Source organism: Halomonas huangheensis (assembly GCF_001431725.1).
Taxonomy (GTDB): domain Bacteria; phylum Pseudomonadota; class Gammaproteobacteria; order Pseudomonadales; family Halomonadaceae; genus Halomonas; species Halomonas huangheensis.
The window spans coordinates 4,015,277-4,030,302 of record NZ_CP013106.1 but is presented as its reverse complement, the minus strand read 5'-3'; the positions used below and the strand labels follow the sequence as shown (position 1 = coordinate 4,030,302).

Sequence of the window (15,026 nt, the reverse complement as noted above, 5' to 3'; positions counted from 1 at the left end):
GGTAGCCGTCGGACCGCTGACTTTCTGTTTGGTGACAACCTGTTCTGAGGGGAATATTCGATGCGTCTATTGGGTCGTAGCAACTCGGTCAACGTCAAGAAGGTCATGTGGTGTGCCCAGGAGCTTGGCATTGCTCTCGAGCGCGTGGACATGGGCGGTCCCTTCGGTGGTCTCGACAACGACGAGTTTCGTGCTCGCAACCCCAATGCGCTGATCCCGGTGTTGGAAGATGGCGAACTGATGGTATGGGAATCCAATGCCATCGTGCGTTATCTGGTCGCCAGCAAGGCTCCCGGCAGCTTGGCTACCCAGAACCCTGCGAGCATCGCGCGTTGTGATATGTGGATGGACTGGGCGCTCTCGACCCTGTCGTTCCCGTTCCGAGAACTGTTCTGGAACAAGGTGCGCATGACCGAGGAAACTCGCGATCACGCGGCCATGGCTCGAGGCTTGAAGATTACCGGCGAGAAACTGGCGGTGGTCGACCGAGTGCTGTCGCAACAACCGTGGCTGTCCGGAGACGAGTTCGGTATAGGCGATATTCCCGTGGGCTGCTATGCCTACGCCTGGTTCAACATGGATATCGAACGCCCGGAGCTACCCCACCTTCACGCATGGTATGAGCGCCTGACCCAACGCGAAGGCTATCAGGCCCATGTGATGCTGCCGGTAACCTGACCCGCGCGCGGCCAGGCCGCACGAAGGAGAGGAGGGGGAAAGAAAGAGGGAAGAGGTAAGAAATGCTGACCGTTTCTTTCCTGCACCTTGATTCTCATGTCTTCCTTCTTCCTTCTTCCTTCTTGCACCTTGATTCTTATGTCTTCCTTCTTTCCTCTAGTGTGAACCCCATGTCCCAGGCGTTATCCCCGCTGATCCTTGCTCGTGAAGTTAACGAGCTGCTCTACCAACGTGGCGTAGCAGCAGGGCTGTCGGAGTTGCAGGCGCGGATTCTGGCGGGTCGTCTGGCGCAGTACGAGGGTGAAGTCGAGCCACTGATTGATCCAGCGCTCAAGCATCTGGCGCATCCTGGCCTGCTGGCCGATGGGCCACGAGCTGCCGAGCGTATCGCCCAGGCGGTGGCCGAAGGTGAGCATATCGGCATTCTCACCGACTACGATGTGGATGGCATCACCTCCCACGTCGTGATCCGTCGCACCCTGAATGAATTGTTCGGTGTTCCGGAGCAACGGCTGCATAGTCTGATCGGCCATCGTATTCACGATGGTTACGGCATCAGTCTGCCGCTGGTTGAGCGTACCTTGAAGTTGTCACCACGACCCAGCCTGGTGATTACGGCTGACTGTGGCTCGTCTGATGAGCTGCGAATTGCCCGCTTGCGTGAGGCGGGCATCGATGTCGTGGTCAGTGACCACCATGCCTTGCCGATAGAAGGACCACCGCCATCGGCGTATGCCACGGTAAACCCGACTCGCAGTGACTGTGACTATCCTGACGCTACCATCGCTGGCTGTATGGTGGCATGGCTGCTGATGTCGTTGACACGCAGCACACTGGTGGAGATGGGCATACTGCCGAGCTCGGTACCCAAACTGTCGGCCTGGCTGTCCTATGTTGCGTTGGGCACCGTCGCTGATTGTGTATCGCTGGGGGCCAGCGCCATCAACCGCGCGGTAGTGCGTCATGGCTTGAACCTGATCAATCGCATGAATGAGCCCTGCTGGCGGGCCATGGCTGAACGCCTCGGCGAAGATAGCGTGCCTTTCAACGCGGAGACGCTCGGCTTTCAGATGGGGCCACGTATCAACGCTCGTTCACGTCTGGATGATCCCTATGCGGCACTGCATTTCATGCTGGCCACCGACGATGGCGTTGCCCAGCGCCACCTTCAGGTGTTGGATGACGATAATCAGTCGCGCAAGGCCATCGAAGCGGACATGGCAGAACAGGCGCGTGCACTGGCCAGTACTGCCCTGGCGGCAGATGAGCCGATCATCATCGTTTATCTCGAAGATGGCCACCCCGGCGTTCAGGGAATCGTCGCATCGCGGTTGGTGCAGTCCTATGGTCGCCCGACGGTAGTGCTCACCCCCGCCGCCGAGGCGGGGATGCTGACGGGGTCCGGGCGTTCCATCGAAGCGCTCCATCTGCGCGAAGCATTGCAGCGCGCTTATGAGTTGGCTCCTGAGTCATTGCCGCGTTTTGGCGGCCACCGCGGTGCCGCGGGTGTTGGTGTGCCCCACGAGCGTCTGGATGAGTTCCGAACGGCACTGATCCAGGCGGTCAGCGAGCAGCTACGGGGCATGGAGCTGGTGCCCCGATTGTTCACCGATGGCGAGCTCCAGGGCCATCAGCTGCAACTGGCTACCCTCGATGAAATCGACGCCCTGGGCCCCTACGGGCGTGAATTCGATGCCCCGTTGTTTGCCGGTCAGTTCCTGATCGAGCGTGTCCGCCCGGTTGGCGATGGCAGCCACCTGATGATGGAGCTTTCATTGCAGCGTCAGAGCTGGAAAGCGATCTGGTTTCGTGCCATCAAGCCCGGCGATGTGCCACCGTTCAGTGAAGGTGACATGGTGCACTGCGCCTACAAGCTCAATCGCAATCGCTTCCGCGGCCGTGAATCCCTGCAGTTGATGATCGAGCATGCGCACCCCCTGTGAATGCACTGATGGACCATGGTCACAAGTTACAAGTGTCCTTTCCTACCTACTGGGCCACCGTTTACTGACAGAGCAACGTCAGTATGATGTGCTAATGTGGTACGGGAAAGGTTGTGAGCTGATATTCAGTACCTGAACAAGGAGGAGTTATGGGCATTTTTTCGTGGATTATTCTGGGTCTTATCGCGGGTATCCTGGCCAAGTGGATCATGCCGGGTAGAGATCCGGGTGGTTTTATCATCACTACCCTGATTGGTATCGCCGGTGCTTTTGTCGGCGGTTTCCTGGGGAGTCTCGTGGGAATCGGTGGACCGGTCTCCGAGATCAGCATCGGCAGTATTGTGACTGCGGTGGTGGGTGCTCTGGTACTGTTGTTCATCTACCGCAAGGTCAAGGGTTGATCGAAGTCTCCTGACCGCGATGGATCGACGCACAATGGGCAGCATAACGCTGCCCATTGTTGTTTCTGATGTCGCTGTCGCTTCCGGGTGAGTTGCGCCGTCAGTAATTGGGCCAGATTCCAGGCGTCGCCAACTCCAGTAGATGGTCATCCGGGTCCCGCAGATAAAGGCTTTCTCCGCCTCTTGGCCAATGAGTGCGACCCTCGATCTTCACGCCGTGGGCATTCAGGCGGCGCTCCCATGGCTCGAGGTCTTCCGGAGCGATGGCAAACGCCATATGCACAGGGCCATTTCCATCATGCGGTGGAATGCTGCCGCGATTATCAGGAAGCTGCACGGTTTCCGTGGTTCCCCCCTCCATGAACAGCAGCAGGACGCTCGGGCCTACCGCGTAGGCGGTCATCCGATGGTCCGCAGTAGAGGGCCTCAGCTCCAGTACTTCCTCGAAAAAGGCCCGGGCTCTGGTCATGTCGCGCACATAAAGTGCGGTTTCGAGGACGGCGTTGAGATGCGGCATCTGAGGCTCCCGGCAATGACTTTCCTTAAGCATAGCTTCAGCATACCTGTAGCGTAGACCCGAGAGCATAGACCTGGGAGCATAGACCCGGGAGCGTCACCGGCAGAACTTGAGGTCAGCCCAGCCAGAACCACCAGATGATCAAACCGATCAGACCGAGACCGACCACTGTCACCAGAATACTCATGTCCGTTCCTCCTGTGTTGTTGAGGTCCGTGTCGTTGAGGTCCGCGTCGTTGAGGTCTGTGTCTCTGATGCTGGTGTCGAGGCTTCCTGTGTCGATGGCTGCGAAACCTTGAACAGGCGCAGGCGGTTGGCATTACTGACCACCGTGATCGACGACAGTGACATGGCGGCACCGGCGATCATCGGCGACAGCAGCGTGCCAGTCAGTGGGTAAAGTACGCCGGCAGCGATGGGAATACACAGCGTGTTGTAACCCAGCGCGCCCCACAGATTCTGCTTGATATTGCCGAGGGTCGCACGGCTGATCTCGATAGCGTCGACGATGCCGTGAAGCGATGAGCGCATCAGCGTGATCCCAGCGCTTTCGATGGCAACATCGGTTCCTTGCCCGATGGCGAAGCCGACATCGGCCTGGGCGAGGGCGGGAGCATCATTTATGCCATCGCCGACCATGCCGACCACTTCGCCCTGGCGCTGCAGACGTTCGATCTCGGCGTGCTTGTCATCCGGAGTCAATTCGGCACGCACCTCATCGATGCCTACCTGGCTGGCGATGGCATTGGCTGTGGTCGTATTGTCACCGGTCAACATCACCACCTTGAGTCCATCCCGGCGCAGCCTGGCAATCGCATCGATGCTGTCATGTCGCAGCGGGTCCTCGATGGCAAAGCTCGCTGTCAGCTGGCTGTCGATGGTGAAGTAGACCACGGTACGTGCCTGATTGATCCAGCTATCTCGTTCATCACCCAGAGCGTCCAGACTGGCACCTACATCATTCACCAACTGAGCATTGCCCAGTGCCAACTCTCGGCCCTGGTCATCCTGAGCACGTACGCCACGCCCGGTGACACTGGTGAAGTCCGCGATGGTGGCTTGAGCCAGCGCATCGCCCAACTGTTCTTCGATATGCTGGGTCAGTGCGATCGCCAGGGGGTGCTCGGAACGGCCCTCAAGAGCATGTACCAGACTCAGCAGGGACGCCGAGTCGTCACCAAACAGCCGCTGATCAGTGACACGCGGCTTGCCTTCGGTCACCGTGCCGGTCTTGTCGACCACCAACGTGGTCAGACGGCTGGCGGTCTGCAGTGCATCTCCGGAGCGAATCAAGACCCCATGCTCGGCGGCCTTGCCGACACCAATCATGGTCGATAGCGGTGTCGCCAGACCGAGCGCACAGGGACAGGCGATGATCAGCACGGTCGTCGCCGTGACCAGCATATGGATCACGCGAGGCTCTGGCCCGAAGTGGAACCATGCCAGAGCAGTCAGCACGGCAATGATCATCACGCTGGGGACAAACACCGCAGAGATGCGGTCGGCCATATTGCCGATCGGCGGCTTCGAGCCCTGGGCATTGGCGACCTGCTCGGTAATCCGGCCCAGCCGGGTATCGGCGCCAACCCGTGTGGCACGGTACAGCAGTGAGCCACGTCCGTTGACGGTGCCGGCGCTGACATCATCACCCGGTCCGCGTGATACGGCGAGTGGCTCGCCGGTCAGCATCGACTCGTCGATATAACTCTTGCCCTCGACGACCTCCCCATCGACCGGCAGGCGCTCACCAGGCCGAACACGGATCAGCTCGTCAGTCTGGACCTCGTCGATCGGTATATCCTGCTCGCGGTCATCGCGCACTACGCGGGCAGTGCTGCTCTGCAGGTCGAGCAGGCGGTGCAGTGCATCCGAGGTACGGCCCCGGGCACGTAGTTCCAGTGCATTACCCAGCAACACGAGACCGACAATCATTGCCGCCGCTTCGAAGTACAAGCCGCGGGCCGCCTCGGGTAACCAGGGGGCGGCAAGCACCACCACCATGGAGTACAGCCAGGCACTACCGGTACCGATGGCGATCAGGGTATCCATGTTGGCCTGACGATGGCGCCCGGCCTTCCATGCATTGACGAAGAAGTGACGCCCCGGGAAGGCCAGAACCGCAAGAGTCGCGAGTCCCACCAGCCCCCAACCGAGGCGCGCGACACCCACCGGCTCAGGATGGTGAATGAACATCATGACCATCAACGGGATCGCCAGTGCCAGCGCTGTCAGGCTGCCTTTCAGCTTGCGCTGATATTCGTGGCGACTGGACTCGGCGCGACGCCGTTCGGCTTCACGCAGATCGACAATCGGCTCCGCACCGTAACCGATGGCATCTACCGCAGCGACCAGCGCAGCGCCATCTGCCTTGCCGTGCACTCGTGCAGTATTTGAGGCGAAGTTGACCTCGGCGCGGGTGACGCCGGGTACCTGATTCAAGGCCTTCTCGACACTGGCAACGCAACTGGCGCAGGTCATACCCTGGATGGCCAGGCGCTGGCTCGGTTCCGCTTCTGCCGGCGATGCTTCGCTCCGAGGAGTCTCGTCTGCAGCATCTGTACGCTCAAGCCCATCGGCTGACGGTTCAGTTCCATCGTCGCCCTGATCGGGTAGCGGGCAGTCAGACGTGGCGGAAGGCTCGGCCTCGCTGGGGTATCCGGCTGAGGAGAGGATCTCATCCAGTTTCTCGCCGGCCAGACGCGACTCCACGTACAGATGATGGGTCTGTGGCTCGCCCTCGACCCGAGCATCGCTGTCATGACTCTGGATCGCTTCACGCATGCGTTTGACACAACCCTGGCAGCTCATTGACGGGATGTATCTAGTCAGGGACTGAGGTGCGTTCACGCTTCCTCCCTTGTCTCGTTCGATGGTAACGGAACACTCTCGATCAGGCGGCACAGGCTATGACCGTTGGGAACGCCATCGGGCATTTCCTGCCAGGTCTCCATGGCTTGTTCCATCCGTGAGGCCAGGGCTTCGAGCTCGCGAATCCGCTGGCGAATCTGTGGTAGACGAGCAGCAATCAGGTCGCGGACCAGTGGGCAAGGCGAGTCACCGTGGTCGGCGTGCTCAAGGATCTCGCCGATTTCGTTGAGGCTGAAGCCGAGGTGACGGGCGCGCTGAATGAAGCACAGGCGTTCGAGATCTCCTGTGGCATAGATGTGGTAACCGTTTTCGGGGTCGCGGGTCGGTAACAGCAGTCCCTCACGGGTGTAGTGGCGCACCGTTTCCGCGGTAACCCGGGCCGCTCGGGCCAGCTCGCTGACTTTCATATTCGCTCCTGGTATGCCCCGCTGCCCAGAGGCAAACGGTGGCAAAGCCATGTGTCAGAACAGTACGTATCAGGATTTCAGGAAGTCTGGACAGGAGTTAGTGTAAAACCTTTGTGTTACCCAAGGGTCAAGGGCGTTATATGAACTCGGGCATGCTCTAAAGAGGGTTTTTAACTTGTTGAAATAATAGGCGTTAAAATTTTATATGACCAAAGTATGAGTATATTTCTTATTCAAACAAACGTTTGGCCTTGAACTTTTCAAGGCTATCGCAAACACTGCGGTCAAGCCTTGGAGCATGAAAACCATGTACTGGTCCGCATAGATGCTGGTGTGTTTTCGATGCAGAAGGGTTGCCTGAACATAAATACTGACTAGCTTGCCGACACAGGATGCCGACATGATGCATAACAACTTAAAACCGTTGACACTCGCAGTTGCTGTTGCCACTGCAACCGTTTCAGGTCACGCCATGGCAGGTGCTTTTCAGCTGAATGAGCAGAGTGTCAGTGCCCAGGGTACCTCCTTTGCAGGCCGTGCCTCTACTGTCAATGATGCTTCTATTGTCTATGGCAACCCGGCGGGCATGTCGTTCCTTGATCGAGCCCAGGTGACAGGTGGTGTCACCTATCTTATGCCCGAAACCGACATCGACAATGTGTCCGGTAGCGCGACCGGAAGCAATGATGGTGACATGGTGCCGAACAAGGCGATTCCCTTTGCCTACTTTGTTCAGCCGATCAATCCCAATCTCCATTTTGGCCTGGGAGTCTATGCTCCCTTTGGTCTGATCACTGACTACGAGAGCGATTTCCAGGGCCGTTATTTCGGTGACTATAGTGAGGTCAAGGTCGCCACTGTACAGCCGACCATCTCGGTAAAATTCAGTGAACAGTTCTCTGCCGGTTTCGGTGTGACTTACAACCGAATCGATGGCAAGTTGGGCTCGCGTACGCCCGGTGGTCCGGTGGGATATTACGACTCCACCGGCGCCTTCACTCCGACGGGGTCAGAAGGTGATGGTCGAGTTGTTGTCGAGGGCGATGATGAAGCCTGGGGCTTTACCTGGGGCATGATGTACAAGCCATGGCAGCACACCACCATCGGTCTGGCCTATCACTCCGAGGTGGATTATGACCTTGAGGGTGATGCCAGTTTCGAGAATGTTCGCGGCCAGGGCGACCCCGTCAACCATCCTGTACTGGGCCCGATCGTTCCTGTGGGGGCTGCTTCAGCCAAGTCGGATGCCAGCCTGGGCATCAGCCTGCCAGCCAGCTGGGATCTGGGTGTGACCCATGAACTCAATGACCAGTGGACTCTGATGGGTGGTGTCACGCTGGTCAAGTGGGGCAGCTTCGAGGAACTGAACGTCGAGAATGATGTTCGTGAAATCAACGAAGTCCAGAACTACAAGGACAGCTGGCAGTATGCGCTTGGTGCCAGCTATCAGATGAATGAGCAGTGGGTGTTCCGCGGTGGTGTTGCCTACGACCAATCACCGATTCGTGATGAGGATCGTACCGTACGCGTCCCCTCCGGCGATCGCATGATCTACTCCGTGGGTGCCGGCTGGACGCCAGTCGAGAACCTGACCGTAGATGTGGCATACACCTACCTGGATGAGTCCAGCGCTGAGCTGTCTGAACAAGATCCAACTCGCGGTACCTATGAGGCGGACTACGACAACTCCGCCAATGGCTTCGGTGCCCAGGTGACCTACCGCTTCTGATCGTCTTTCCGCAAGACAGTACCGCAGTACGAGAACGGCGCCCCAGGTGGGCGCCGTTCTCGTGTCTGTTGAGATATATCTCGATACTTGCTTAAAACTCAAGCTCCACGCCAGCATAGACCGCGCGGTCCGGAGCAGGTTCGAAGTAGCGGTCGTTGTTGGCGTTGATGCGTACGTTTGAGTAGTACTCTTCGTCGAACAGGTTGCGGATTCCCACGTAGCCTGCCAATACGGTATCGCCGCCCATCCGCCAGCCGTTGCCGGCGCGCAGGTTGACCAGCCAGTAGCTGTCGACGTCCACCTGGTTGGCGTTGTCGCCGACCATATCACCGATGTACTGGGTTTCGAGGCTGGCGAAGGGACGTGCCAGGCCCTCGCCGTCGCCGAACCAGGTGAGTTCATTGACCCAGGTGGTTTCCGGCAGTCCGGGGAGGCGATTATCGTCGAGGTCCTGGTCGCCACTGACATGGTCGAAGCGGTAGCGTGCCAGGGTCAGCGCGGTGTCCAAACGTAGGCTATCCAGTGGCTGCCAGCCCAGTGCAAGCTCCACGCCATCGCGTGAGGTATCGCCGGCATTGGTATAGAAGGTACGACCACTGTCGCCTTCGTAGGGCACCAGTTCGTCTTCGACATCGATCGAGAACAGTGCAATGTCGTAGTCGAGTCCCCAATCGAGGGTGCCTCGTGCGCCCAGCTCTCGGCTCCAGGCCTTCTGTGGTTCGATATTCGGGTTGAAGCCGCCTGTACCATCAGGGTTGGCAAACTCGGAGAAGGTCGGTGTCTCGAAGGCAGTACCGGTATTGGCATACAGCTGATGTCGGGGCAGGTAGCGATAGCTGACCCCCAGGCTGCCATTGAACTCGTCGAAGTTGCGTTGCCCGCTCTGGTTTCCGTCATCGAGATAGTCATCCTCGACCTCGAGGCTGACATGATCGTAGCGGGCACCGAGTGACAGCGTCCATGCATCCGTCATATCGAGATCCCCCTGAGCGAAGACACCAATGGACTCGCCAGTCTGGGTTTCATCGGCAACCTCGCCGAGATTCTCGCCGCTGAAGGCAATTTCATGGCGATGGCGGTCATCTTCCTGACGGGCGGCATCCACGCCCAACATGAGGTCGAGGGGCATGTTGCCGAGTGAGGTCTGCTGGTGATACTCGGCGCTGCCGCCATAGTAGTTGCGCTTGTAGTCGATCAGGCTGTCGCCTGGATAAGGCAACTGCTGCTCGAAGTCACGCCAACTGACGAAACCTCGGAGATACAGTTCGCCGGGGCCGAAGCCGAGATCCTCGTATTGCAGCCCAAATACCTGCTGATCGACACTCTGGCCGGTATCGTACTCTTCGGTGAAGTCGGCGCCCTGGCGACGGTCTTCCTTGACCTGCTCCAGGGTCAGTCCGCCGGGATCTTCGGCCTTGGGATTATCCAGTAGGTTGAGCGTGGCGCTCAGCGCGCGATCATTATCGAGTTGATGGCGAAGCTGGCCATTGAGCTGTGTCTTGCGCGCTTCACTGTGGTCACGATAGCCGTCGATTTCCCAACTGGCGGCACTGATGTGATGCGACCAGTCGCCATGCTCACCACCGTTCTGCACGGAAAGCTTGCGATAGCCATCACTGCCCACGCCAGCATGCAGGCGCGTGGTGCTGTCACCTTCTCCGCGGCCGTCGGCGGTAGTGACGGCAATCACACCACCTGCGGCATTGCCGTATTGCACCGCGGCTGGGCCGCGAATCACTTCGATACGTTCAGCACTCTCGAGATCGACAGCATCCAACTGTGCCTGGCCATCCGGAAGGGTGTAGGGAATGCCATCGACCACCAGCGTGATGCCTCGCACGCCAAAGGGCGCCCGTGAACCGAAACCGCGGATCGATACCCGTGCCCCCTGGGCAAAGTTGTCACGGTTGCTGATGAACATGCCGGGAACTGTCGTCAGGGCCTCGTCGATCCGCACGCGCTGCTGACCCGGAGCGATACGTGACTGATCAATGACCGATACGGCGGCAGGGGTGGTGTAGAGCTCGCGTGTCAGGCGGGTGGCCTCGACGGTGATCGGTTCGAGTTCAATGGTCTGACTGGTCGACGTTGGTTCGGTGGACTGGGCGAACTCTGATTGGGCAAGTTCTGATTGAGCAAACCCTGGCTGGGCGATGGACACCAGCAACGGTGCGCTGAGGAGAAGGGCGGGGCGAGGCATGACTTTCCCTGGTTGGAGGTCGGTATCCGAGAGAGCACCTCTACCCGTCAGGTGGGTGCCGTCGTGGTATTTTAGATAAATCATGTATTGGATACTACTTTGGTCGTGTGTCTTCGCAGCGGTCTGATCCGGAGCAAGGTTGCGGGCCTGGAGTGGCACCCTGGACCAAAGTCGCTTTTTGCCGCGCCAGGGGGTGAGTTACCTTTTGATGGATAATGCGAACGGCTGTTCACTATGCGAACGTTTGCGTGGTGCGCTCAGATGCCCATGGTGTGTTGCGCACTGCACAGGTTCGCCAGGCTATAACGCCAACATATAAAGATAAGGGCTGGAGGATTCCCCCGATGAAAACGCAATTTACAAGTTGCCTGCTGGCGGCAGCTATTGCCGGACTGGCAGCGACGTCTGCCGAAGCTGCCACTACCCTGCGCATGGCACACTTCTGGCCGGGTGCCTCCGGCATCAACACCGAGATCTTCGAGGAATGGGCCAGGGCTGTGGAAGAAGACTCCGGTGGTGAGTTGCGAGTTCAGATGTTCCCCTCCGGTACCCTGGCCAAGGCCGATGATATCTATGACGCCACCGTCAATGGCATTGCCGATATCGGCGTCACTGCGCAGGGCTATACGGCGGGGCGCTTTCCGCTGTCGCAGATCGTCGAGTTACCCGGTGTTGCCGATGATGCGCGTCAGGGCGCCTGCGTCCTGCAGACGCTCTATGACGACGGCCAGTTGAACAGCGAATATGACGACACCCATGTGTTGTTCATGTTCACCACTGGCCCCGGCTATATCCATACCGTGGATACCGATGTGCAGACACCGGCGGACCTCGAAGGCCTGCGCATTCGCCGCCCGACCGCCGTCGCTGGAGATATTCTCGAGAACATGGGAGCCAGCCCGGTGGGCATGCCGGCGCCGGATATCTATACCTCGATGCAGCGTGGGGTGATCGACGGCCTGAGCTTCCCCTGGGAAGGCATGAAGGGTTTCCGCATCAATGAGCTGGTCGAATATCACACCCAGGTGCCGTTCTACTCCCTGATCTTTGTCGCCACCATGAATCAGCGTATCTGGGAGAGCCTGAGTCCCGAGCAGCAGGCCGCCATCGATGCCAATTCAGGTATGCGCTGGGCAGGGCAGTCCGGAGAGGTCTTCCATTCCATTGATCAACAGGGGCGTCAGGAAGCCGAGGATGCCGGGCATACCATTCGCGTCGTCGATGACCCGCTCAATGACCCCGAGTGGTCAGCGCCGTTGCAGCAGGGGATCGACGAGTACCTGGCAGGGCTCGAGGAGCGTGGTCTCGATCAGGCGCGCGATGTCTACAATGCGGCGCTCGCCGCGCGTGATAGTTGCGCAGCAACCGAGTAACCCTCATGCGAGAAGTGATCGAGAAGGTCAGCCGGTGGCTGGCCTTGATCTGTCGACTGGTGGCTGGTGTAGCGCTGTTGGCGATGCTGTTGGTGACCATTGGTGATGTTGCCACACGCTACCTGCACCGGCTCACGGACGGTGTGGTATCCATTCGTGTGGTGGGCAGTGTGGAACTGGTCAGTTATTTGATGCTGTTTGCACTGCTCTCGGCGATGGCGGCCAATGTCGAGAAAAGTCAGGTGGTGGTTGAAGCCTTTACTCACTCACTGCCGGAATCGCTCACTGCACGTTTGCATGGCTTCTATCTACTGGGTTTTGCCCTGTTGGGAGCGGTGCTCTGTGTCGGGCTGTCTGGTGCGGCCAGCAGTGCCGCAGGGCATGGCGAAGTCACTCAGGATCTACGTCTGCCGTTGAGCCCGATCTATATCTCTGCGGCGCTGCTCAGCGCCTTGCTGGGGCTGCGTAGCCTGCTGCATGCACTGCTGGGCATGATCTGGGCTCAGCCGACGTCTCAGGACCAGACGCAGGAGGCGGCGGATGGCAACTGAAATGATCGGTGCCATCGGTCTGGCCTTGCTGCTGGTGCTGATGGTGGCCAGAGTGCCGGTGGCGCTGGCCATGCTGCTGGTGGGTATTGGGGGCTTTTCCCAGGTGATCGGCTGGGGAGCGGCGGTGTCGATGCTCAAGTCGGTGCCGGTCGAGGTGCTGACCAACTACAGCTTCAGTGCAGTGCCGATGTTCATCCTGATGGGCGTGCTGGCGGCGCATTCCGGCATGGCGGGCAAACTGTTCCAGTCGGCACGGGTGATCTGTGGTGGTTGGAAGGGAGGCCTCGCCATCGCGGCGGTGGGCTCCTGCGGTATCTTTTCGGCGGTTTCCGGTTCGTCGCTGGCGACCGCCAGTACCATGACTCGCGTGGCGTTGCCGGAAATGGAGCGATACGGCTATCACCGTGGCCTCGCAACTGGCGCGTTGGCTGCGGGTGGCACCCTCGGCATCATGATACCACCGAGTATTGCACTGCTGATCTACGCCATCCTCACCGAGCAATCGGTGGGTGACATGTTCATGGCTGGCTTGATTCCCGGATTGCTGGGGCTGGCGCTCTACGCGTTGACAGTCAGCGTGGTCATGCGCATCAAGCCGGAGTTGGCAGTGGCCGGGGAGGCGACAGCATGGCGTGACAAGCTGGCCTCTCTGGGTGGACTGATGCCGTTTCTGGCGGTGTTCCTGATCATGATCCTCGGTATCTACTTCGGTGTCTTCACGCCGACCGAAGGGGCCAGTGTCGGCGCCTTTGCCACGCTGATTCATGCGCTGGTCAAGGGCATGAGGGGGCGCGAGCTGTGGGCAGCGGTGCAGGAAACGCTGGCGTTGTCGACGGTAGTGTTCTTCATGCTGGTCGGTGCTGAGACGCTCGGTTACTTCATCTCGGTATCGCGGATATCGTTCTCGATCAGTGACCTGCTCTATGGGCTGGAACTGTCACCGTTCGTGGTCGTACTGTGCATTCTTGCCATGTACTTCCTGCTCGGCATGTTCATGGACTCGATCGCCATGCTGGTGATCACGGTACCGGTGGTGTTTCCGATCATCCAGTCGCTGGGAATCGATCCGGTGTGGTTTGGCATTATCACTGTGCTGACCGTGGAGTTGGGGCTGATCACACCGCCGGTCGGCATGAATGTCTTCGTGATCAAGGCGATGGCTCCCCACGTCGGGCTGGGCGAGATATTCCGTGGCGTGGCGCCGTTTATCGTCTCGGACCTGGTGCGTCTGGTCCTGTTGCTGGCCTTCCCGGTGTTGACGACCTTCTTGCTGGTCCAGGTTGGGTGAGGAGGGTGTCAGGAGGGTTAGCCCGGCGTCTGCTGCCGCTTGCGAAAGTCTCTGGGCGAGTACCCGGTCAGGCGCTTGAAGAAGCGAGTGAAGTAGGCCGGCTCGGAAAAGCCGAGGCCATCGGATATCTGAGCGATGGTCAGGTTGGTATAGGTCAGCTCGCGCCTCGCTTCGAGCACCAGCCGTTGATGCAGCAGGTTCAGGGCGCTGGCCCCGGCCTGCTGCCGGCAGATGCTATTGAGGTGGGCACTGCTCAGTTCGAGTTGCGTCGCCAGTTCCTCTACACCTGGTTGTTGGCGGAAGCTGGTTTCGATCAGCATTTCGAGACGCCTCAAGTGCTGGCGTGAACGTTGGTGGGCGTTGGTGACGGAAGTCGTGTCGTGGTCGCCGATGGCCAGCCGCGATGCCTCGATGGTCAAGGCCTGTATCAGCGCACTGAGCAGTGCATCGCGGCCGGCTGCCGGGCGTCGGTACTCACCATCGATATGTCTTACCAGTTCCACCAGCCGTTGGCTGGCACCGCCCTCCGGTAGCACCTGCACGCTGGCGCGGCGCCATATACGTGAGGCCTCGGGCAGGGTCTGGGCCAGCTGCTCTACCAATGGTGCGGCCAGCGTCAGGATATGGCCCTGGATGCAGGGCGAAAAATGAAACCCATGGATGCATAGCGGCGGCACCACGATGACCAGCGGAGCCGAGGCATGGTGAGTTGCCCCTTCCAGCTCCAGCTCTACCTCTCCTTCGTACAACACCAGTAAATGCACCAAATCCGCATGACGATGGGCACGAATATGCCAGTCATGCAGGCGGCTGCGTTCGGCGATCGACTCGCAGTGCAGTAAGTCGGGAGTTGGCCAGTGATCGGTTTCGCCATACAGGGAGAATACTGGAATGGCGCTCAAGCTGTGCTGGTTCATCAATCTGTACTGGCTCATCAATGCGCCCCGTCTGTTGTCATCCCTGGCTCCGGCATTCGACCAAAGTGGGTGGCGTATCCGTCAAAAGTCCAATTTGTAGATGAAATAATGCCTTATTGAAGCAACGGTGATGCTGAAAAATACAATAACACAA

Annotated in this window: 12 protein-coding genes; 7 read left to right on the top strand and 5 right to left on the bottom strand. The window is 59.1% G+C overall.

Annotated elements, in window-relative coordinates; translation table 11 throughout:
• Positions 1 to 60: 60 nt before the first annotated feature.
• The 3 genes from AR456_RS17375 (at position 61) to AR456_RS17365 (ending at position 3,022) form a co-directional block, all read left to right on the top strand.
• A complete protein-coding gene (locus tag AR456_RS17375; RefSeq protein ID WP_021818048.1) occupies positions 61 to 678 on the top strand; it encodes a glutathione S-transferase family protein in 618 nt (205 codons plus the stop codon).
• Positions 679 to 848: 170 nt separating this feature from the next.
• A complete protein-coding gene (recJ, locus tag AR456_RS17370; protein WP_021818049.1) occupies positions 849 to 2,621 on the top strand; it encodes a single-stranded-DNA-specific exonuclease RecJ in 1,773 nt (590 codons plus the stop codon).
• Positions 2,622 to 2,770: 149 nt separating this feature from the next.
• Positions 2,771 to 3,022: a GlsB/YeaQ/YmgE family stress response membrane protein gene (locus tag AR456_RS17365; RefSeq protein WP_021818050.1), complete on the top strand. Its 252-nt coding sequence runs from the start codon at positions 2,771 to 2,773 to the stop codon at positions 3,020 to 3,022.
• A 100-nt stretch (positions 3,023 to 3,122) separates the two neighbouring features.
• Here the strand turns inward: AR456_RS17365 and AR456_RS17360 are convergent, their stop codons facing one another.
• From AR456_RS17360 to AR456_RS17350, 3 genes are all read right to left on the bottom strand, one after another.
• Positions 3,123 to 3,539, bottom strand: a complete 417-nt coding sequence (locus AR456_RS17360) for a VOC family protein (RefSeq protein WP_021818051.1) — start codon at positions 3,537 to 3,539, stop codon at positions 3,123 to 3,125.
• 183 nt (positions 3,540 to 3,722) lie between these two features.
• Positions 3,723 to 6,347: a heavy metal translocating P-type ATPase gene (locus AR456_RS17355; RefSeq protein ID WP_051995702.1), complete on the bottom strand. Its 2,625-nt coding sequence runs from the start codon at positions 6,345 to 6,347 to the stop codon at positions 3,723 to 3,725.
• Between the two features lie 35 nt (positions 6,348 to 6,382).
• Entirely contained in the window at positions 6,383 to 6,814 is a 432-nt protein-coding gene (locus AR456_RS17350; protein WP_021818053.1) for a MerR family transcriptional regulator, read from the bottom strand.
• 400 nt (positions 6,815 to 7,214) lie between these two features.
• Here AR456_RS17350 and AR456_RS17345 point away from each other — a divergent pair, with 400 nt between their 5' ends.
• Positions 7,215 to 8,543 carry an OmpP1/FadL family transporter gene (locus AR456_RS17345; protein WP_021818054.1) on the top strand — a complete coding sequence of 443 codons (1,329 nt, stop codon included), beginning with the start codon at positions 7,215 to 7,217 and terminating at the stop codon, positions 8,541 to 8,543.
• 91 nt (positions 8,544 to 8,634) lie between these two features.
• On the opposite strand, the gene AR456_RS17340 is transcribed toward AR456_RS17345, so the two are convergent.
• Complete coding sequence (locus tag AR456_RS17340; RefSeq protein ID WP_021818055.1) at positions 8,635 to 10,743, bottom strand: TonB-dependent receptor family protein; 2,109 nt, start codon at positions 10,741 to 10,743, stop codon at positions 8,635 to 8,637.
• 344 nt (positions 10,744 to 11,087) lie between these two features.
• On the opposite strand from AR456_RS17340, the gene AR456_RS17335 reads away from it, so the two are divergent.
• The 3 genes from AR456_RS17335 to AR456_RS17325 are packed head-to-tail and all read left to right on the top strand — an operon-like array spanning position 11,088 to position 13,955.
• Positions 11,088 to 12,116 carry a TRAP transporter substrate-binding protein gene (locus tag AR456_RS17335; RefSeq protein WP_021818056.1) on the top strand — a complete coding sequence of 343 codons (1,029 nt, stop codon included), beginning with the start codon at positions 11,088 to 11,090 and terminating at the stop codon, positions 12,114 to 12,116.
• Between the two features lie 5 nt (positions 12,117 to 12,121).
• On the top strand, positions 12,122 to 12,667 hold the full coding sequence (locus AR456_RS17330; RefSeq protein WP_021818057.1) for a TRAP transporter small permease: 546 nt from the start codon (positions 12,122 to 12,124) through the stop codon (positions 12,665 to 12,667).
• Positions 12,657 to 13,955: a TRAP transporter large permease gene (locus AR456_RS17325; protein ID WP_021818058.1), complete on the top strand. Its 1,299-nt coding sequence runs from the start codon at positions 12,657 to 12,659 to the stop codon at positions 13,953 to 13,955. The genes AR456_RS17330 and AR456_RS17325 overlap by 11 nt, the downstream gene beginning before the upstream one ends.
• 17 nt (positions 13,956 to 13,972) lie before the next feature.
• On the opposite strand, the gene AR456_RS17320 is transcribed toward AR456_RS17325, so the two are convergent.
• A complete protein-coding gene (locus AR456_RS17320; RefSeq protein WP_236995518.1) occupies positions 13,973 to 14,890 on the bottom strand; it encodes a helix-turn-helix domain-containing protein in 918 nt (305 codons plus the stop codon).
• Between the last annotated feature and the right edge of the window lie 136 nt (positions 14,891 to 15,026).

What these genes read in the sequence shown, in the direction of transcription:
- AR456_RS17375 (WP_021818048.1), top strand. Translation starts at nt 61, where the DNA reads ATGCGTCTATTGGGTCGTAGCAACTCGGTCAACGTCAAGAAGGTCATG.
- recJ (WP_021818049.1), top strand. Translation starts at nt 849, where the DNA reads ATGTCCCAGGCGTTATCCCCGCTGATCCTTGCTCGTGAAGTTAACGAG.
- AR456_RS17365 (WP_021818050.1), top strand. Translation starts at nt 2,771, where the DNA reads ATGGGCATTTTTTCGTGGATTATTCTGGGTCTTATCGCGGGTATCCTG.
- AR456_RS17360 (WP_021818051.1), bottom strand. Translation starts at nt 3,539, where the DNA reads ATGCCGCATCTCAACGCCGTCCTCGAAACCGCACTTTATGTGCGCGAC.
- AR456_RS17355 (WP_051995702.1), bottom strand. Translation starts at nt 6,347, where the DNA reads ATGAGCTGCCAGGGTTGTGTCAAACGCATGCGTGAAGCGATCCAGAGT.
- AR456_RS17350 (WP_021818053.1), bottom strand. Translation starts at nt 6,814, where the DNA reads ATGAAAGTCAGCGAGCTGGCCCGAGCGGCCCGGGTTACCGCGGAAACG.
- AR456_RS17345 (WP_021818054.1), top strand. Translation starts at nt 7,215, where the DNA reads ATGATGCATAACAACTTAAAACCGTTGACACTCGCAGTTGCTGTTGCC.
- AR456_RS17340 (WP_021818055.1), bottom strand. Translation starts at nt 10,743, where the DNA reads ATGCCTCGCCCCGCCCTTCTCCTCAGCGCACCGTTGCTGGTGTCCATC.
- AR456_RS17335 (WP_021818056.1), top strand. Translation starts at nt 11,088, where the DNA reads ATGAAAACGCAATTTACAAGTTGCCTGCTGGCGGCAGCTATTGCCGGA.
- AR456_RS17330 (WP_021818057.1), top strand. Translation starts at nt 12,122, where the DNA reads ATGCGAGAAGTGATCGAGAAGGTCAGCCGGTGGCTGGCCTTGATCTGT.
- AR456_RS17325 (WP_021818058.1), top strand. Translation starts at nt 12,657, where the DNA reads ATGGCAACTGAAATGATCGGTGCCATCGGTCTGGCCTTGCTGCTGGTG.
- AR456_RS17320 (WP_236995518.1), bottom strand. Translation starts at nt 14,890, where the DNA reads ATGAGCCAGTACAGATTGATGAACCAGCACAGCTTGAGCGCCATTCCA.